A 19,312-nucleotide genomic window follows, 5' to 3' on the forward strand; every position below is an offset into this window, starting at 1 on the left:
ATGAGCCTTCAAGACTGGATACGAGAGACGAGAGACAACGTACAGACGTACGGGCTCTCGAGGGGAAGCGCAATCGCCGCGTACGAGTTCTGGCAGGGTGCACTCATCAGACTCGGCCGCGACGTCTGGAACTACGGGACGCCGGTGTACGAGCGCGACTGGGACGTGCTGATACTCCTCGACGCGTGTCGGGTCGACCTGATGCGCGAAGTCGCCGACGGCGGTTCGTATCCGTTCCTCGGTGACATCGAGTCGTTCCCCTCCGCGGCGTCGATGTCGTCGGAGTGGATGGAGAAGAACTTCGCCGACGAGTACGACGCGGAAGTAAGAGACACGGCGTACGTCACCGGGAACCCCTTCTCGCGAGAACTCGACGGCGACCGGTTCGCCCGCTTCGACGAGGTCTGGCGCTACGGTTGGGACGACGACTTCGGCGGGATTCCGCCCCGTCCAGTCACCGACCGGGCAATCGCCGCCGGTCGAGCGGGCGACCACGACCGACTCGTCGTTCACTACATGCAACCCCACGTCCCGTTCCGGTCGGGCGAGTTCGAGACCGGACACACCTTCGACGACATCGGCTCTCCCGACGACCACGAGAAGTTCGTCTGGCACAAACTCCGCGACGGCGAGGTCGAGTTCGACGCGGTGTGGGAGGCGTACCGCGACAACCTCGAATGGGTGTTAGACGACGTGGCGTTACTTCTGGAGAACCTCGACGCCGATTCGGTCGTCATCTCCAGCGACCACGCTAACGCCATGGGCGAGTGGTGGTGCTGGGAACACCCGCCGTACGTCCCCGTCCCGGCGGTCAAGAACGTGCCGTGGGTGGAGACGAGCGGCGCGGACGAACGCAGCTACGAACCCACGCTCGAACCGGCCGAAGAACAGTTGAACGACGACGAGGTGTCCGACCGCCTCGAAGCACTCGGATACAAATGACGCTCACAGACTGGCTCAACGAGTCGAAGTTCAAGGTACGCGAGTACGGCCTGGTCGACGGGATAACCTCGTCGGCGTACGACTTCTGGTCCGGCGCGCTCCGCCGCGGGTTCCACCGCGCCGGGGCGGACCAACTCGGAACGTCCATCTACGACCGAGACTGGGACGCGCTCGTCGTGCTCGACACCGCTCGGGTCGACGCGATGGAGGCCGTCGCCGACGAGTACGACTTCCTCCCGAGTCACGTCCCCCCGGAGACCTCGCTCGGGTCGACCTCGTGGGAGTGGCTCCACCGCAACTTCACCCCCGAGCGGAGCGCCGAACTCGCCGAGACGGCGTACGTGACCGCGAACGCGCACACGCGTCGGTTCGGCGACGAGTTCCAGGTCGGACCGGACGCCTTCGGCCTCCTGGACGAGGTGTGGGAGTACGCGTGGGACGAGGGCTTCGGCGGGATGCCACCCGAGTCAGTCACGGACCGCGCGATTAGCGTCGGCCGCGAGACCGACTACGACCGGCTCATCGTCCACTACATGCAACCGCACACGCCGTATCGGACCCTCGACGTGAGCAACGTGGACAGCCGCGAACAGGGAGAGATGACCCGCTCGGAGTGGGACCTCCTCCAGACCGGTCAGTTGGACCGCGACGTGGCGTGGGAGGCGTACCTCGACAACCTCCGATGGGGGCTCGACGAGGTCGAGACGCTCCTGGAGAACCTCGACGCCGACACCGTCGTCCTCACCGCGGACCACGGCGAGGCGTTCGGGGAGTGGGGCATCTATGGCCACATCAGACACGTCCCGCTCCCGGAACTACGGCAGGTGCCGTGGGTCAAACTCTCCGCGAGCGACGACGAGACGTACGAACCGTCGCTTGAACACGCTGAGACGCAGGTGAGCGACGACGCGGTTGAAGAGCGCTTAAGAGCGCTGGGTTACAAATGAGCGCCATGCCGAACACCCTCCTCGTCACGGTCGATTCGCTCCGGTACGACCATTACCAGTATATGGAGGCGACGCGGGAGTTCCTCGGTGAGAGCCACCCGGCCGCCTTCGCGACGAACACCGCGACCCCGGGGAGTTTTCAGTCGATATTCGGCGGCACGTACGTTGGCGAAGTCGGCGTCGAACCGGACGAGACGTTCGTCCCGAAACTGGACCGCGAGTTCAACGTCGGAATCACGACAAACCGGTTCAACTCGTCGCGGTACGGCTACGACCACGGCTTCGACCACTTCAGCGAACCGTCGCGCGAAAAGGGAATCAAAGACCGCGTCGCCGCGAGGATGACGCCGCAGAGCCCGCTGTACAAACTGGCCTCGCGGGTCTGGAACGGCGTCCAATCCGTCCAAGGCTCCGTCTCGGAAGTGACCCGGGAGTACCGCGACGCCGGGAGCGTCGTCGAGGAGTTCCTCGACACCGTCGAGGGGCACGACGACTGGTTCGGCTGGATTCACCTCATGGAGCCGCACCACCCGTACAACCCCGAGGACGCGCCCGTCTCGCGGGCGAAAGCACAGCAGGTCACCCGCCGGCTGTTGAACGGGACCGCGACCGAGCGCGAGGAGGAACTCGGGCGGGAACTCTACCGCGGGGAGGTCGAGGAGACGGACGACAGGCTCGCGCGGTTGTGGGACGAACTCTCCGACGACACGCAGGTGTACTTCTGTGCGGACCACGGGGAACTCCTCGGGGAGCGAGGCGAGTGGGGCCACCACGCGACGATGTGCCCGGAAATCATCCGGGTCCCCGTCGCCACGCGGAACATCGACATCGAAGGCGAGGTGACGAGTATCGTCGACATTCCGACTCACCTCCTCGGCGAGGAGTACGCCGACGGCGAGTTCGACCGTGAGGTCGCGTTCGCGGCGGCGAACGGCCAACACGCGGCGATGAACGCGTCGCACATGGCGACCGAAGACGGCGTCGTGACGCTGGACGGCGAGCCGGCGGAGGACGACGAGTTGGTCGCCGAGCTGAAAAACTGGTCGCGGGTGGCGTCCATCCCCGTCGAGAAAGACGAGCTTCCGGAAGACGACCTGGAAGCGCTGGGCTACCTCTGACCGAGTAATGTCGAAGGACAAGGACGTGAACACGGCCGAGCTCGACGTCGGCCGCGAGGCGCTCTCGTCGCTGACGGCGAAGCTGACGATGTCCGTGTTCGGGTTCGTCAGCATCCTCGTGTTCGCCCGCGTGCTGGGTCCCGCGGGCGTCGGCCGGTACTACATCGCGTACACGATAAGCCTGATACTCATCCGCATCTCCGCGGGAGTCGGACAGGCGGTCAAAAAGCGCGTGAGCGAAGTCGACGAAGCGCCCCACGAGTATCTCGGCGTCGGAATCCTGTTCCACGTCGCCTTCCTCGGCGTCGGGGGCGGACTCATCTGGGTCCTCTACGGCTTCACGGACCTCATCACGCAGGCCGACGTGGCCGCCGCCGTCTTCGCGGTGTTCGCCACCGAGGGGCTGTTCCAGATACTCAACCGGTTCTATCAGGGACTCGGCCACCCCGGCGAGTCGTTCTGGATAGACACCTTCCGGAGCGTTCTCACGACCGTCTTCCAGCTGGCGTTGCTGTTCGCCGGGATGGAGGCGTTCGGCCTGCTCGTCGGCATCGCGCTCGCGACCGTCGTCTGCGTCGTCATCCTGCTGATTCGCGCGGGCGTCAGACCGGCGCTTCCGTCCCGCCGCGCCATCGACCGAATCGCCGAGTTCGCGCGCTGGAGCGTGGGCACGTCCATCGTCAGCAACGCGTACAGCCGGTTGGACGTAATCGTCCTCGGGTGGTTAGTCGGCGACGCGGCCGTCGGGTTCTACGAGACGGCGCTCCGACTCGTCACGCCGGCGACGCAGGTGGCCGGCAGCATCAGCACGTCGATAAACGTGAAGGCGAGCGGCAAGTCGTCGCTCGGCGAGGACGTCCTCGGAGACGTGTCGAACGCGATCAGCTACACCGGGCTGTTCGCAATCCCCATCTTCTTCGGCGCGCTCGCCCTGCCGCGCCCGCTCATGCAGACGTTCTTCAGCGGCGCGTTCGCCGAGGGCGGGCCCGCGCTCGTCGGTATCGCGGCGTTCACCGCCATCAACGTGTTCAACCAGCCGCTCATCGCCGTCATCGAGGGGACGAACAGGCCCAGAGACGTGTTCCGCGTCCAATCGCTCGTGTTCGCCCTCAACGTCCCGATGGCGGTGCTGTTTACGAACTGGTTCGGACTGCTGGGCGTCGTCGCCGCGACGTTCCTGTCCGAGTTCGTCATGTTCCTCATGTACGAGTACAACACCGTCGAGACGTTCGGCGAGTACGTCTTCCCGCGGCCGGTGTTCGAACAGCTCGCGAGCGGGGCCGTGATGTGCGGGGTCATCCTCCTGCTCCGGAACGTGGTGTCGCTCAGGGAGTGGCCGGCCGTCATCGCGGTGGTCGCCTTCGGCGCGTGCGTGTACTTCGCCACGATTACCGTCATCAGCTCGCACTTCCGCCTGACCGTCCGGAACGTCGCCGGCCCGCTACTCAGCTGAACCCCGCGCCGGCCGAGCTAACTGCAGTTGCGGTATCATAAGGCTTATGCGCGTTTTCCCAGTCCATCGAAGCGATGAGCGCAGACACAGAGCGAATCGAGGACCACGACTCGAAATCGGTCCTCGACCTCGCCAAAGACTGGTATCACGTCCCCGCCCTCCTCGTGATACTGGTCGCCATGTTGGCCGTCCGTCTTCGGTCGTATAGCAACTTTGTCAGGGACGGTGATGTCCTCTTCTCCGGAAACGACGCCTGGTATCACCTCCGCGAGGTGACGTACACCGTCCAAAACTGGCCGTCGACGATGCCGTTCGACCCGTGGACGTACTTCCCGTTCGGGACGAGCGTCGGTCAGTTCGGGACGATTTACGACCAGATTATCGCCACGGCCGCCCTCGTCGTCGGCCTCGGCAGTCCCTCGGCCGACCTCGTCGCCAAGACGCTGCTCGTCGCCCCGGCGGTCTTCGGGGCGCTCGTCGCCATCCCGACGTTCCTCATCGGTCGCCGCCTCGGCGGTCGCCTCGGCGGCATCTTCGGGGTCGTCGTGCTCGCCTTACTCCCCGGGACGTTCCTCCAACGCGGCCTCGTCGGCTTCGCCGACCACAACATCGCCGAGCCGTTCTTCCAGGCGTTCGCGGTCGTCGCCATCATGGTCGCTCTCACGGTGGCGAACCGCGAGAAGCCCGTCTGGGAACTCGTCGCCGCCCGCGACTTCGACGCCCTCCGCGCCACGCTCATTTGGTCCGCACTCGCGGGCGTGGGCATGGCGCTCTACATGTGGGCGTGGCCGCCGGGCGTCCTCTTGGTCGGCATCTTCGGCCTGTATCTGGTCCTCCAGATGGTCGCCGACTACGTCGTCGGGCAGTCCCCGGAACACGTCGCGTTCGTCGGTGCGGTCTCGATGGCCGTCACCGGCCTCCTGATGTTCGTCCCGGTGACCGACTTCTCGTTCAGCGTGACGAACTTCAGTCTCCTCCAGCCAGTCTTCTCCTTCGGTATCGGCGCGGGCGCGGTGTTCCTCGCCGCGCTGGCCCGCTGGTGGGAGTCTAACGACGTCGACGACCGCGGCTACCCCGTCGCGGTCGCCGCGTTCGGCCTCGTCGCCGTCGCCGGCACGGCCGTCGTCCTCCCCGACGTCTTCCGCCAGGTGAGCGTCAACTTCCTCCGCACCGTCGGCTTCAGCGCCGGTGCGGCGACGCGCACCATCGGCGAGGCACAGCCCTTCATCGCCGCGAGCGTCCTGCAGAACAGCGGCATGACCGCCACCGAGCGCATCATGTCCGAGTACGGCTTCACGTTCTTCACCGGCCTCGTCGGAGCCATCTGGCTCGTCGGCAAGCCGCTCGTCCGCGACGGCGACACCCGGAAAATCGGCTACGTCGCCGGCAGTCTCGCCGCCTTCGGCGTCCTCTTCTTGATTCCGGCCATCCCGGCCGGCATCGGCGGCGTCCTCGGTATCGACTCCTCGCTCGTCAGCCTCGCCATCGCGACCGCGCTCATCGTCGGCGCGGTGCTGCAGGCCGACTACGAGAGTCAACACCTGTTCGTGCTCGTCTGGGCGGCCATCATCACCTCGGCCGCCTTCACGCAGGTCCGCTTCAACTACTACCTCGCGGTCGTGGTCGCGGTGATGAACGCGTACCTCCTCCGCGAGGTCCTCTCGCTCGGTATCATCGACCTCGCCGGCACCGACCGCCTCGACGACGTGTCGTACGGGACGGTCGCTGTCGTCGCCATCGCCCTGCTTCTCGTCCTCACGCCGGTGCTCGTCGTGCCGATTCAACTCGGCAACGCCGGCACCAGCAGCAACGCCCTGCAGACGTCCCAGACCGGTCCGGGGACGGTGACGCAGTGGCAGGACAGCTTCGAGTGGATGCAGAACAGCACGCCCGAAGAAGGGCAGTTCGGCGGCGCATCCAACGAGATGGAGTACTACGGAACCTACGAGCGGACGAACGACTTCGACTACGCCGAGGGGACCTACGGCGTCATGTCGTGGTGGGACTACGGTCACTGGATAACCGTCCTCGGCGAGCGCGTCCCGAACGCTAACCCGTTCCAGCAGGGCGCGACCGAGGCCGCGAACTTCCTGCTCGCCCCGAACGAGGAACAGGCCGCTGACGTCCTCGCCGACATGAGCGAGGAGGGTAACGAGACCCGCTACGTCATGGTCGACTGGCAGATGGCCTCGACCAGCTCGAAGTTCGGCGCGCCGACCATCTTCTACGACGAGTCGAACGTCTCCACGTCCGACTTCTACAGCACGATGTACCGCCTGCAGGAACAGGAGGGACAGACGACCGTCGCCGCCGCGTCGAGCCTCAAGGACCAGCGGTACTACGAGAGCCTGATGGTTCGCCTGTACGCGTACCACGGGAGCGCCCGTGAAGCGTCGCCCGTCGTCGTCGACTGGGAAGAACGCACGTCCGCCGACGGCGAAACCACGTTCCAGGTGACGCCGTCTGACGGGCAGGCGGTCAGAGTGTTCGACAACATGAGCGCCGCCGAGGAGTACGTCGCGAACGACCCGACCTCGCAGATCGGCGGCATCGGCACGTTCCCCGAGGAGCGCGTCGCCGCCCTCGAACACTACCGCCTCGTGAAGTCCTCGAACAACTCGGCGCTCCGTTCGGGGTCGTACCAGAACTCCCTCGTCAGCGAGGGCAACACCTACGGCATCCAGCCGCAGGCGCTCGTCCCCAACAACCCGTCGTGGGTCAAGACGTTCGAGCGCGTCCCCGGTGCGACGGTCGAAGGCAGCGGTGCCCCGGCCAACACGACGGTGACCGCGCGCGTCCAGATGCGTGACCAGACCACGGGCACGAACTTCACCTACACGCAGCAGGCGCAGACCGACGCCGACGGTGAGTTCACGATGACGCTCCCGTACTCCACGACCGGCTACGACGAGTACGGGCCCGACAACGGCTACACGGACGTCAGCGTCCGCGCGACGGGCGGTTACACGTTCACCGGCCCGACCACGTTCGCCGGGAACAACACCATCGTCAGCTACCAGTCCCAGGACGTCGCCGTCGAGGAAGGCCTCGTCAACGGTGCCGAAGACGGCACCGTGCAGGTCACGCTCGAACGGAACGAACAGGAGTTCGACCTGACGGAGAACTCCGATTCGAACGAGACGCAGACGAACGAGTCGGCTTCGACCTCGGCGTCGGTCGACGCCGCCGCGCTCTCGGTCGCCGCGTAAGTTCGTCCGGGCCGGAACCGGCCCGAACGCCGACCGCCGTTTCGACGTGTCACTTTTTCCCGCTGCGGTCCGCAGAGCGGTGGACTGATATCCTCCCCGACAGAGGATTCGACAACGAAATGTCGAGGAACTCAGACGGGGCGACTTCCCGTTTCTCGTGGCTTCTCATCTACCTGAAAGGCGTCTGTATGGGTGCCGCCGACGCCGTCCCCGGCGTCTCGGGGGGCACCATCGCGCTCATCACGGGCATCTACGAACGGCTCATCGGCGCGGTGACGGCCATCACGCCCGGCCGAATCAAGCGCGCCCTCGGCGTCGTCGTCCCGGGACGCCGGGATGACGCGGTCGCGGCGATGCGCGAAATCGACGTCGGCTTCTTGGTCGCGCTCGGCGCGGGTATCGCCACCGCCATCGTGACCGTGATGCGCGTGCTCCACATCGCGCTCACCGAGGCCCCGGTCCCGACGTACGGCTTCTTCTTCGGACTCATCGCCGCGTCGGCGGTCGTCCTGTACTCCCAGGTGTCGCTCGACGGTCCGCGACAAATCGCGGCCGCCGTCGCCGGCTTCCTCGTCGCCTTCATCGCCTCCGGCGGGGGCGGCGGCGCGTTCGGACACTCGCTTCCCGCGATAGCGGTCGCCGGCGGCATCGCCGTCAGCGCGATGATTCTCCCCGGCGTCTCCGGGTCGCTCCTCCTGTTGATTCTCGGCCAGTACGAGTACATGACCGCGACGCTCAACACGTTCGTCGACAGCCTCATCGACGTCGTCGGCGGCGCGCCGCTGTCGGTCGTCATCGAACCGGGGACAATCGTCGTCACGTTCATGCTCGGGGCGGTCGTCGGCCTGTTCAGCATCGCGCACGTCGTCCGCTGGGCGCTCGAACACCACCGACGGGCGACGCTCGCGTTCCTCGTGAGCCTCATCGTCGGGGCGCTCCGCGCCCCGGTCGTAAAGAGCACCGAGGAACTCGTCGACGCGGGGCTGTCGTGGACGACCGAACTCTACGCCGCGTTCGCCGTGGCGGCGGTCGTCGGCGCGGCGGTGGTCCTCCTCGTCGACCGGTACACGGGCATCATCGAGTCCTGAACGGGACCGTCGGGGCGGGTCCACGACGACCCTGTGAGAAGGAAGTCGGTTGGCTGTCCGAACTCGATACGCATCACGGCGTCGCGCTGGCGGCGACGGACCTCACTCGCGGGCGACGGCGATGTTCCGCACCGACCCGCCGCAGTCGGGGCATTCCGACAGGTGCGTCGCGCTGACGGTCCGCGTGCGACAGGAGCGACACTCGTAGTACCCCTCCGTCGGATGATAGTCGTCGATTACTGAGTTATGCAATGCCATGGTAATTTGTACCATGGTTTTCGCCGTAAGCGTTGTCCTGATATTCACCAAATTACTCTAGGATGTTAATATTCTGCGTCCGAGCGGACACTCGAACAGAAACCGAATCGACCGCGGCACGTCGTACTGTTCAATTCTGAGGGACGATTCGCCTCACCAGACTCGTTCGCGTCAGCGCCGAGCGACGCAGACGAACGTCTCGCGTCGGGTCTCGCCGTGGGTGACGGTGAAGCCGACCGCTTCGAGCGCCTCGACGGCGTCGCCGAGGCCGAAGCGCTCGTCGAGCGGCGGGCCGTCCTCGCCCGACCCGGATGTGGACCAATCGACCACGACCACGGTGCCGCCGGGGCGAACGACGCGGGCGAGTTCCGCGAGCGCGTCGTCGGTGGCGAACTCGTGGTAAGTCATCGTCGAGAAGGCGGCGTCGAGGCGGTCGTCGTCGAGCGGGAGGGACGCCACGTCGGCCGTGACGAACTCGACGTTGTCGGGCGCGCCCTTCTCGCGGTAGTAGTCGTGCATGACCTCCTGTACGTCCACCGCGTAGAGCGTGCCGACGTGCGGCGCGACCTCGTCGGTGAAAAAGCCGGTCCCGCTTCCGAGGTCGGCGACGACTCGCTCGGGCGCGACGCCGAGGTGCGAGAGCAGTTCCTCTCGGGAGACGAATCGGAATCGCGCGGGGTCGTCGAGTTTCGCCGCCCTGTCGGCGTCGAAGGTGTGAAAGCCCATGCGAACCACTCCGCGCCTCTTCCCGTAAGTCCCATCGGTTCCGGAAGACACGTGTTCGACTCGTGCACAACCGACTCGGAGAGTCCGTTTCGTCGGCGGGGGTCGAGACGGTCGGGACAGTCGGCCGTGCGGCCGCGAAACTGCCGACGGCGATGGGCTTTTTTGCCCGGCAGTCAGTCTCACACGTATGGAACCCCAACTTCGACGGCCGACGCGACGCGCCTGCGAGCGCTGTGGTCGGGTGGAACGCTGGGACGACGACGCCGCGACGTGGGTCGTCGCCGAAGAGGACGGCGAGAAACGGGTCGGAAGCCCCTACTGCATCCACGAGTGGGACATCAACGGCCGCTTCGCTCCCTTCGAAGAGCCGGCCTGAGACGCCGACGAACTGCGCGCGGGCGACGTTACGTCGCGTCTTCTTCTCGGAGCGATTCGAGCACCGACAGCGTGCCGTCCATGTACGACTGGTCGAGCACCGTGTCGGCGGCGTCCTTGGCCACGTCGTCCGCGTTGGCGACGGCGAACGAGCGACCGGCGACCCGGAACGTCGAGGCGTCGTTGACGCTGTCGCCGACGGCGACGAACTCCTCGGGGTCGTAGTCCATCGTCTCGCAGACGCGTTCGAGGCCGACGCCCTTCTCCACTCCCGGCGTCTTGATGTGATAGGCGAAGCCGGTGTCGATGACCTCGAGGTCGAACTCGTCTGCGACCTCGCGGAGGAGCGCCTCGTCGGCGTCGAGGCGGGCGATGATTTCGGTCTCGCGCCAGCGGTTCGCGGTGTCTGCGGCGTCCCACCCGAGGTCGCCGCCGCGGGCGACGAACTCGTCGGCGACGGCCTGCGCGGCCTCGCGGTCGCCGGTGAACGTCACCTCGCCGTCGGCGAGGACGACCCCACCGTTCTCCGCGATGACCGTCTGCGGGAGGCCGAGGTAGTGACACAGCGAGACCGGGTAAGGAAACGCCTTCCCGGTGGCGAGGATGACGGGCGCGTCCCACGTCGGGAGCACCTCGAACGCGCGCGGGTCGAGGTGGCCCTGCGCGTCGGTGAGCGTCCCGTCGATGTCGAGTACGAGCGGCGGAACCATACCCGGAGTTGGGAGACGGGGGAAAAAGATTCAGCGGTCGGGGAGAAGCGCGCCGCGGTCTGACGGGTCGCGCGGGTCGCCACCTCCCGCGGCTCAGCGCTCGGCGTCGTCCAGCCCGCGGAACGCAAGCGTCGAGAAGTTCGGGATGGGCCGCGTCGCCGGTCGCCCCGGCCCGTCGGTGGAGTCGCAGTCCGAGACGCGGCGGACGATACCGAGGTCCGAAAGCTCGTAGAGGACGCGCCGGATGGTCGCGGGCGACAGCGACACCCGCGGCGACGCGGCGATGTTCTCGGTCGCCGCCGAGACGGAGGCCGTCTCCTCGTCGCCGAGCGCGACGAACGACTGGAGGACGCGCTGGCGGCTCTCGGGGAGCGCGAACACGCGCCCGAGCGAACAGCCGTCGTCGGGGACGGCGTCGATGCCGGCGCAGACGTACTCGGTGTCGAGGGCGTCCGCGCCGTCGGCGGCGGCGAGAGTGGCCGCCCCGTAGAGCGCCGAGAGCGCGTCGTGGGCGTCGCCGTCGGCCCACTCGGCCACCTCGCGCGTCGCCTCGTGCGGAAGCGCGTTGCGGGTGACGCCGTCGGACGCGCGCGCGACGAGGATGTCCACGAGGCTGTGGCGCTCGTAGGCCGGGACGGCGATGGACGCCGCGTCGGTAGCGCCGGTCGCGTCGGTCGTGCCGTCGGCAGCACCGCCCTCGCCCGCGTCGCTCCGGGGTTCGCGGCCGACGGTGAGCACCGAGACGTGCGGCGACACCGACGAGAGCGTCTCGACCGCCGTCGCCGCGGGGTAGGTCTCCGGCTCGCCGACGTGGTCGACGGCGACGACCGCGTGTTCGTCGTGGGCGACCCGCGCTGTGAGCCGTTCGCGGAGCGCTTCGACGCCGACGCCCTGCGACGGCACCGGCTCGTCGCAGAGCGCGTCGAGCGCCGCGTGGAGGAGCGCGAACTCGGTCGAGGCGTCGCGGGAGTCGACGTAGGCGAAAGAGGTCGTCGGCGTCCCAGCGGTGCGCGTGGTGGTGTGGATGACCGACTGCTGGGAGGGAAGGGCGCTGGCGAGGTGCTCGAAGAGCGTCGCGACGACCGCCGACTTCCCGACGCCCTTCGGCCCGTGGACGTGGGCGTCGGGCGGCAGGTCGCCGTCGAACACCGGGTCGAGGTGGTCGAGAATGCGTTCGAGCGTCGGCCCGCGACCCGTCGGCTCCTCGGGGTGGGCCGTCGGGTCGAGCGCGTTCAGGTCCCGAACGAGCCGGCGTCTCGTCCCGCCGCGCCGGCGTCGCCTGGTGATTCTGTCTTCGAGGCGCATGGCGTGGAAAGTTCCGTGGCTTGACCGTATCCGGCGCACGCGTAAAAATCGACCACTACCGTCATTCGCCCTGTGAAGTGAGAACACGAAACACGGAAATCGCCCGTCCGGACCGCTTCAAAGGCAGTTGAGAGGTTCGCGACCGACGGTGTTCTCAGAGCAAACGTAACTAATAGGAACAATAATTCTGAATTATCGCCGTCGTTTCGATTCGGCGTAGAAACGCCGAGCTACGGTATTCTACGGCCGCTACGATGGCAGTCCCACGACCGAAGTGGTCCGCTTCGTGAGACGAACGGGGTGCGAGACGAGTGAAGGTAAAATAAAGTGCCGTCGGTCCTACCTCACGAAAGACAGATGAAAAAATCGCCGAGCGTCCTCGTCATTGGCGGGGGGTCGACCGGCACGGGCATCGCGCGCGACCTCGCGATGCGCGGGCTGGACGTGACCCTCGTCGAGAAGGGGAACCTCACACACGGGACGACGGGGCGGATGCACGGACTCCTCCACAGCGGGGGTCGGTACGCGGTGTCCGACCAGCCGTCCGCCAAGGAGTGTATCGAAGAGAACCGCGTCCTGCGGCGCATCGCCGGCCACTGCGTCGAGATGACGGGCGGGCTGTTCGTCCAGCGACCCGAGGACTCCGACGAGTACTTCGAAAAGAAACTCGAGGGCTGTCGCGAGTGCGGCATCCCCGCCGAGGTGCTGTCCGCCGAGGAAGCGCGCGAGATAGAGCCGTACCTCGCGAAGGACATCAAGCGCGCCATCAAGGTCCCCGACGGCGCGGTCGACCCGTTCCGCCTCTGCGTGGCGAACGCCGCGAGCGCCGTCGAGCACGGCGCGCGCATCGAGACGCACTCCGAGGTCACGGACGTGCTCGTCGAGGGCGGCGAGGTCGTCGGCGTCGAGGTCACTCACCAGACCGGCACCGGCCCGTACGTCCACGGCGAGCCCGGCGAGGTCGAGGAAATCCGCGCCGACTACGTCGTCAACGCGACGGGCGCGTGGGCCGGGCAAATCGGCGACCTCGCGGGCGTCGACGTGGAAGTCCGCCCGTCGAAGGGCGTCATGACCATCATGAACACCCGGCAGGTCGACACGGTCGTCAACCGCTGTCGGCCGAAGGGCGACGCCGACATCATCGTCCCGCACGAGACGACGTGCATCCTCGGGACGACAGACGAGGAAGTCGAGGACCCGGAGGACTACCCCGAAGAGGGCTGGGAAGTCGACCTGATGATAGAGACGCTGTCGGAGCTCGTGCCCATGCTGGCCGAGGCGCGGACGATTCGCTCCTTCTGGGGCGTCCGCCCGCTGTACGAGCCGCCGGGCACCGGCACGGAGGACCCGACGGACATCACCCGCGAGTTCTTCCTGCTCGACCACGCCGACCGCGACGACCTCCCCGGCATGACGAGCATCGTCGGCGGCAAGCTCACCACCTACCGGATGATGGCCGAGAAGATTTCGGACCACGTCTGCGAGAAGCTCGACGTGGAGGCCGAGTGCCGCACCGCCGACGTGCCGCTGCCGGGCAGCGAGGACTTCACCGTCCTCCGCGACTACATGGACGACTTCGGCCTGCGGTCGCCCATCGGCCGCCGGTCGGCCCAGCGACTCGGCTCGCGCGCCGACGAGGTGCTCAACAGCGTCGACCCCAACCCGGTCGTCTGCGAGTGCGAGGCCGTCACCCGCGCCGAGATTCAGGACTCTCTCGACACCGCGGGGACCGACCTCAACTCCGTGCGCATCCAGACGCGCGCCTCGATGGGCAACTGTCAGGGCGCGATTTGCTGTCATCGAATGGCGAACGAACTCGCGCCCGAGTACGACGAGACGACCGTCCGCGCCTCTCTCGACGACCTCTATCAGGAGCGCTGGAAGGGCGAGCGCCACGCCATGTGGGGCACGCAACTCTCCCAGTCCGCGCTGAAGCACATGCTCCACGCGGCGACGATGAACCGCGACGAAGACCCCGCGGCGGCCGACGCCGACATCGACTTCGCCGCCTTCGACGACGGCGGTGCCTCGGAGGACGACGCCTCGGGCGTCGCGTCCGGCGGCGCGGTCGCGGACGGCGGCCGCAAACAGGCCGCGGACCGCGCGGGCGACGACCCGCTCGGAGGTGCCGATGGCGATAACTGACGACGTGCTCGTCATCGGCGGCGGCATCGCCGCCTGCACAGCGGCTCTCTCGGCCGCGGAGACGGGCGCTCGCGTGCGCCTGCTCGCCCACAAGAAGAGCACGCTCCGGCAGGCCAGCGGCCTCGTGGACGTGCTCGGCTACGCCGGCGGCGACGGTCCCCTCTCGGACCCCTACGCCGGCCTCGACGCGCTCCCGGACGGACACCCCTACCGCATCGTCGGTGAGGACGGCGTTCGCGCCGGCCTCCGCATCTTCGACGAGGCGGTCGGCGACGCCTACCGCGGCGGCCACACCGACTCGAACGCGCTCGTGATGACCCACGGCGGCGCGGTGAAACCGACCGCCCGGTACCCCGAGTCGGTCGCTCCCGGCCTCGCCAGTTCGCCCGGTGACATGCTTCTGGTCGGCTTCGCGGGCCTCACGGACTTCGATGCGCCCGTCGCGGCCGACCACCTCGCGGCCGCCGGCGTGCCGTTTTCGGCCCGCGGCGTCACCGTCGAGTTCCCCAAGCGGTTCCGCGCCGACGCGAAAGTGACCCGGTTCGCCAAGGCGCTCGACCGCGACGAGGACGTGAACGGCGGCACGGTCCGCTCCGTCCTCGCCGACACCGTCGCCGACGAGTTAGACGGCGAATCGCGCGTCGGCTTCCCGGCGATGCTCGGCGACGACCACGACGAGGACGTCCGCGCGGAGCTTTCGGACCGCCTCGGCGTCCCCGTCTTCGAGGTGCCGACCGGCCCGCCGAGCCTGCTCGGACTCAAGTTGGAGGACATCCTGTTCGACGCGCTCGACGAGGCGGGCGTCCGCATCTCCGCGGGCAACCCGGCGGTCGATTTCGAGGCCGAAAACGGCCGCGTCGAGACCGTCGTCGTCGACCAGAAGAGCCGACCGACGCCCTACTCGGCCGACCAGGTCGTCCTCGCGACGGGCGGCCTCGTCGGCAAGGGCCTCGACTCCGACCGAGAATCGGTCACAGAGCCCGTCTTCGGCTGTCACGTTCCGCACCCCGAGGACCGCTACGACTGGTCCGAACCCGAGGCGTTCGGCGACCACGCGTTCGCGCGCTTCGGCGTCGTCCCCGACGACGAACTCCGGCCGACCGGTGAAGACGGCGAACCGCACTTCGAGAACCTGCGCGCCGCGGGCGGCGTCGTCGGCGGTGCTGACGTGGCGCGCGAGAAATCCGCGAGCGGCGTCTCCTTGGCGACGGGTGCCGTCGCCGGCCGACTCGCGGGCGAGGAGGCAACCAGATGAGTGACGCAGAATCCCCAGGCAACCCGACGCTGACCCCCGACGCACAGACAGACGACTTCGAGGCCGTCGAGGTGTTCCCCGACAGCACCGACATGGACCTCCGTCCCGGCGCGGACAACTGTTACAAGTGCACCGCCTGCGACGTGTCCTGCCCGGTCGCGGAAGTCGACGACGAGTTCCCCGGGCCGAAGTTCCAGGGACCCGAGCAATGGCGGCTCAAGCGCAAGGAAGACGAGGCCGTCGACGACTCCATCATGTCGTGTTCGAACTGCATGCGCTGTGACGACGCCTGTCCCTCGGGCGTCCCGCTCAGCCAGATGCACAACACGGCCCGCGGCGAGTACGTCGACGAGCAGATGGACAAGCTCTCGCGGGAGTACATCCGCAACCGCATCCTCGCCAACTACGGCACGCTCGCCCAGTTGGGGAGCATGTTCCCGCGGCTGGCGAACGCCGTCATGGGCAACTCGGTCGTCCAGCGGATAAACGAGAAGGTGCTCGGCATCACGGCCGAGCGCGACTTCCCCGAGTTCGCCACCCAGACGTTCCGCGAGTGGTGGAACGAACGCGGCGGCCCGCAGGTCCGCTCCGAGGAAAAGCGCGTCGCGTACTTCCACGGGTGTTACTCCAACTACAACACGCCCGAGGTGGGCAAGGCGATGGTCCGCCTCTTCGAGTCGTTCGGCTACGAGGTCGTCGTCCCCAAACAGCGCTGTTCGGGGACTCCGATGTTCGCGAACGGCATGCTCGACGACGCAAAGCGCGCCGCCGGCATCAACGTCGAGAACTTCGCGGGACTCATTCCCGAGGGCTACGACATCATCGCGTCGTGTACCTCCTGTTCGATGTCGCTCCGCCAGGAGTACCCCGAACTGTTCGACATCGACGGCATCGAGGACCTCTCGGCGCACACCTACGAGGCGCTGGAGTACCTCCGCATCCACGAGGACCTCGAAGGCGCGGTTCGCGAGGCCTCGGTCGAGGACCAATCGTTCGCGTACCACGCGCCGTGCCACGGCCGCAATCAGGGCCTCGACCGGCAGGCGGTCGAACTGTTCCGCCAACTCGACGGCGTCGAAATCGAGGACGTGGGCGACTCCTGTTCCGGCATCTCCGGCACCTACGGCTGGAAGGAAGAGAAGTACGACAAGTCGATGCAGATCGGCGCGGACATGTTCGACCACATGGAGCACGCCCAAGGGAACGTCGGCATGACCGAGTGTCCCACCTGCTCGATGCAGATGGAACACGGCACTGGGTACGACATCAAACACCCGCTCCAACTCCTCGAAGAGGCGCTGGTCTGACACGCGCGCACGGCTGACGGACGAGTCCGTTCGAGCGCCGGACTACTCAAACGCGTCGCGCTCGGCGCGCGCGCCGATTCGACGGTGGGATTTAGGAAATTATTGCCTATTAATCGCCGTATTTTGCCGCGGTTCGGCCGAGGCGGCGGTTCTGTTCGACCGATTCTGTCGTTGATTAAAACGGCCGAAAAAGTGCCCGTATGAAATAATAGACGCCGTATTCGGCGTTTAGGAGCCTCCTAAGCCGATTTTCGTCGCTGCGACATACGAGGCAGTAGTAAAGAAACATTTATCATATAATTTGTACACGTTTGTAGTGGTAGGACTCTCACACCGAGAGTTCGTATCGAGGTTGGTTAGAAATGTCAGGAGAAACTTACGTCGGTGCCATCGACCAGGGTACCACAGGCACGCGGTTCATGGTGTTCGACCACGACGGCAAGGTGGTCGCCAACGCCTACGAAAAGCACGAACAGATCTACCCAGAGCCCGGTTGGGTCGAACACGACGCAAACGAGATTTGGGACAATACGAAGAAGGTCATCGACGCGGCGCTTTCGAGCGCCGGACTCGACGCCGAGCAGTTGGAAGCCATCGGCATCACGAACCAGCGCGAGACGACGCTCATCTGGGACCGTGAGACCGGACAGCCGATTCACAACGCTATCGTCTGGCAGGACCGTCGGACGACCGACCGCATCGAGACGCTCGAGGCGGACGGCAAGACCGACGACGTGCGCGCCAAGACGGGTCTCGAACCCGACGCGTACTTCTCCGCGACGAAAGCCGAGTGGCTGCTGGACAACTCCGACCCCATCAAGCTCCAGCGCTCCCGACCAGAGGACATCCGAGACCGCGCCGCCGACGGCGAACTCGCCTTCGGTACCATCGACACGTGGCTCATCTACAATCTGACGGGGAACCACATCACGGACGTGACGAACGCGTCGCGGACCATGCTGTTCAACATCCACGACATGGAGTGGGACGACGAACTCCTCGAGGAGTTCAACGTCCCGCGCGAACTCCTCCCCGAGGTCCGCCCGTCGTCCGACGACGACCACTACGGCGAGACCGACGCGGACGGCTTCCTCGGCGCGGAAGTCCCCGTCGCCGGCGCGCTCGGCGACCAGCAGGCCGCGCTGTTCGGCCAGACCTGTTTCGACGCCGGCGACGCCAAGAACACCTACGGTACCGGCTCGTTCATGCTGATGAACACCGGCGACGAGGCGGTCATGTCCGAACACGGCCTCCTCACCACCGTCGGCTTCCAGCGCACCGGTGAGCCGGTCCAGTACGCCCTCGAAGGCTCCATCTTCATCACGGGCGCGGCAATCGAGTGGCTCGAAGACATGACGCTCATCGACAACGCCGCCGAGTCCGAGAAGCTCGCTCGGTCGGTCGAGTCCACCGACGGCGTCTACTTCGTCCCCGCGTTCACGGGCCTCGGTGCGCCCCACTGGGACCAGCGCGCACGCGGCACCATCGTCGGCATGACCCGCGGCACTCGCCGCGAGCACATCGTCCGCGCGACGCTCGAATCCATCGCGTTCCAGACGCGCGACGTGGCCGAGGCGATGGAGTCCGACAGCGACATCGACCTCTCCAGCCTCCGCGTCGACGGCGGCGCGGTCAAGAACAACTTCCTCTGTCAGCTCCAGTCGAACATCCTCGACACGGAAATCGTCCGCCCGCAGGTCGACGAGACGACCGCGCTGGGCGCGGCCTACGCCGCCGGCCTCGCCGTCGGCTACTGGGAGACGCTCGACGAACTCCGCGAGAACTGGCAGGTCGACCGCGAGTTCGCTCCGAAAGACCCACAGAACGTCGAAGCGCGCTACGGCCGCTGGAAAGAGGCCGTCGACCGCTCGCTCGACTGGGCGCGGGAGGAGTAACACGTGTTCGAAGCATTCGCACTCCAGATTCCGGTCATCGGCGTCAGCGCCGAGCGGTTCGTCGTCCTCCTGCTCGCGGCGTTCGCGGGCGGGATGTTCGGCGCGTCCGTCGGGGCGCTCCCCTCGTTCGTCTTCACCGGCTTCGTCGTGCTCCTCGGGGAGACGGCGGGGACGGTCATCCGACAGTTGGAAGGCGCGGACCTCGTCACCGCCGGCGAACTCGGTACGGGTATCACCGGTAGCATCGGGTTCGGCCCGTTCGTCGGCCCGCACATCGTGTTCGCGGCCGGCGTCGCGGCCAGCGCCTACGCCGGCAAGAACGCCGAGTTCGACGTCGAAGGCAAGAACATCCTGCACGCGTTCGGGACCCGGCCCGACGTGCTCGCCATCGGCGGCGTCTTCGGCGTGCTCGGCCTGCTCATCGCCCGCATCTCCAGCGGCATCGGCCTCCCGCTCGACGGCGTCGCGCTGTCGGTCATGACGACGGCGCTCATCGCCCGGCTTGCGTTCGACTACCCGCTCATCGGCTCGCCCGCCGGTGACGGCTACCTCGACATGACGCCGTTCGAGAAGGGTACG

15 protein-coding genes and 1 pseudogene are annotated in these 19,312 nt (G+C 67.0%); 12 read left to right on the forward strand and 4 right to left on the reverse strand.

What is annotated here, in order from left to right; genetic code table 11:
• The 6 genes from AUR65_RS14580 to AUR65_RS14605 all read left to right on the forward strand — a co-directional run bounded on the left by AUR65_RS14580 (window position 1) and on the right by AUR65_RS14605 (window position 8,757).
• Complete coding sequence (locus AUR65_RS14580; RefSeq protein WP_058567547.1) at window positions 1-942, forward strand: alkaline phosphatase family protein; 942 nt, start codon at window positions 1-3, stop codon at window positions 940-942.
• On the forward strand, window positions 939-1,889 hold the full coding sequence (locus AUR65_RS14585) for an alkaline phosphatase family protein (RefSeq protein ID WP_058567548.1): 951 nt from the start codon (window positions 939-941) through the stop codon (window positions 1,887-1,889). The genes AUR65_RS14580 and AUR65_RS14585 overlap by 4 nt, the downstream gene beginning before the upstream one ends.
• A gap of 5 nt (window positions 1,890-1,894) precedes the next feature.
• Complete coding sequence (locus AUR65_RS14590; protein WP_084816467.1) at window positions 1,895-3,007, forward strand: sulfatase-like hydrolase/transferase; 1,113 nt, start codon at window positions 1,895-1,897, stop codon at window positions 3,005-3,007.
• Window positions 3,008-3,014: 7 nt separating this feature from the next.
• Window positions 3,015-4,460 carry an oligosaccharide flippase family protein gene (locus AUR65_RS14595; RefSeq protein ID WP_058567550.1) on the forward strand — a complete coding sequence of 482 codons (1,446 nt, stop codon included), beginning with the start codon at window positions 3,015-3,017 and terminating at the stop codon, window positions 4,458-4,460.
• 74 nt (window positions 4,461-4,534) lie between these two features.
• The gene (locus AUR65_RS14600) at window positions 4,535-7,669 is read left to right on the forward strand and encodes an oligosaccharyl transferase, archaeosortase A system-associated (RefSeq protein ID WP_058567551.1); all 3,135 of its coding nucleotides are present in this window, start codon (window positions 4,535-4,537) and stop codon (window positions 7,667-7,669) included.
• A gap of 119 nt (window positions 7,670-7,788) precedes the next feature.
• The gene (locus AUR65_RS14605) at window positions 7,789-8,757 is read left to right on the forward strand and encodes a DUF368 domain-containing protein (protein ID WP_058567552.1); all 969 of its coding nucleotides are present in this window, start codon (window positions 7,789-7,791) and stop codon (window positions 8,755-8,757) included.
• Between the two features lie 102 nt (window positions 8,758-8,859).
• Here the strand turns inward: AUR65_RS14605 and AUR65_RS14610 are convergent, their stop codons facing one another.
• Both AUR65_RS14610 and AUR65_RS14615 read right to left on the reverse strand, forming a co-directional pair.
• Window positions 8,860-9,015, reverse strand: a complete 156-nt coding sequence (locus AUR65_RS14610) for a rubrerythrin-like domain-containing protein (RefSeq protein WP_103429266.1) — start codon at window positions 9,013-9,015, stop codon at window positions 8,860-8,862.
• 171 nt (window positions 9,016-9,186) lie between these two features.
• Window positions 9,187-9,741 (reverse strand): class I SAM-dependent methyltransferase, encoded by a 555-nt coding sequence (locus AUR65_RS14615; RefSeq protein WP_058567553.1) that lies wholly within the window; start codon window positions 9,739-9,741, stop codon window positions 9,187-9,189.
• A 187-nt stretch (window positions 9,742-9,928) separates the two neighbouring features.
• On the opposite strand from AUR65_RS14615, the gene AUR65_RS14620 reads away from it, so the two are divergent.
• Window positions 9,929-10,117 carry an HEWD family protein gene (locus AUR65_RS14620; protein ID WP_058567554.1) on the forward strand — a complete coding sequence of 63 codons (189 nt, stop codon included), beginning with the start codon at window positions 9,929-9,931 and terminating at the stop codon, window positions 10,115-10,117.
• A 28-nt stretch (window positions 10,118-10,145) separates the two neighbouring features.
• Here the strand turns inward: AUR65_RS14620 and AUR65_RS14625 are convergent, their stop codons facing one another.
• A complete protein-coding gene (locus tag AUR65_RS14625; RefSeq protein ID WP_058567555.1) occupies window positions 10,146-10,826 on the reverse strand; it encodes a phosphoglycolate phosphatase in 681 nt (226 codons plus the stop codon).
• A 93-nt stretch (window positions 10,827-10,919) separates the two neighbouring features.
• Window positions 10,920-12,131, reverse strand: a complete 1,212-nt coding sequence (locus AUR65_RS14630; RefSeq protein ID WP_058567556.1) for a Cdc6/Cdc18 family protein — start codon at window positions 12,129-12,131, stop codon at window positions 10,920-10,922.
• Between the two features lie 357 nt (window positions 12,132-12,488).
• On the opposite strand from AUR65_RS14630, the gene glpA reads away from it, so the two are divergent.
• The 5 genes and pseudogenes from glpA to AUR65_RS20290 form a co-directional block, all read left to right on the forward strand.
• A complete protein-coding gene (gene glpA / locus AUR65_RS14635) occupies window positions 12,489-14,276 on the forward strand; it encodes an anaerobic glycerol-3-phosphate dehydrogenase subunit GlpA (protein WP_058567557.1) in 1,788 nt (595 codons plus the stop codon).
• The gene (glpB, locus tag AUR65_RS14640; protein WP_058567569.1) at window positions 14,263-15,531 is read left to right on the forward strand and encodes a glycerol-3-phosphate dehydrogenase subunit GlpB; all 1,269 of its coding nucleotides are present in this window, start codon (window positions 14,263-14,265) and stop codon (window positions 15,529-15,531) included. Before glpA ends, glpB begins: the two co-directional genes overlap by 14 nt.
• Entirely contained in the window at window positions 15,528-16,838 is a 1,311-nt protein-coding gene (locus AUR65_RS14645) for an anaerobic glycerol-3-phosphate dehydrogenase subunit C (RefSeq protein WP_058567558.1), read from the forward strand. The genes glpB and AUR65_RS14645 overlap by 4 nt, the downstream gene beginning before the upstream one ends.
• A 362-nt stretch (window positions 16,839-17,200) precedes the next feature.
• Window positions 17,201-18,733, forward strand: coding sequence for a glycerol kinase GlpK (glpK, locus tag AUR65_RS14650; protein WP_058567559.1), 1,533 nt, complete (start codon window positions 17,201-17,203; stop codon window positions 18,731-18,733).
• 3 nt (window positions 18,734-18,736) lie between these two features.
• A pseudogene (locus AUR65_RS20290) lies at window positions 18,737-19,312 on the forward strand (hypothetical protein); the annotation flags it as partial.

Source organism: Haloferax marisrubri (genome assembly GCF_001469875.2).
GTDB lineage: Archaea > Halobacteriota > Halobacteria > Halobacteriales > Haloferacaceae > Haloferax > Haloferax marisrubri.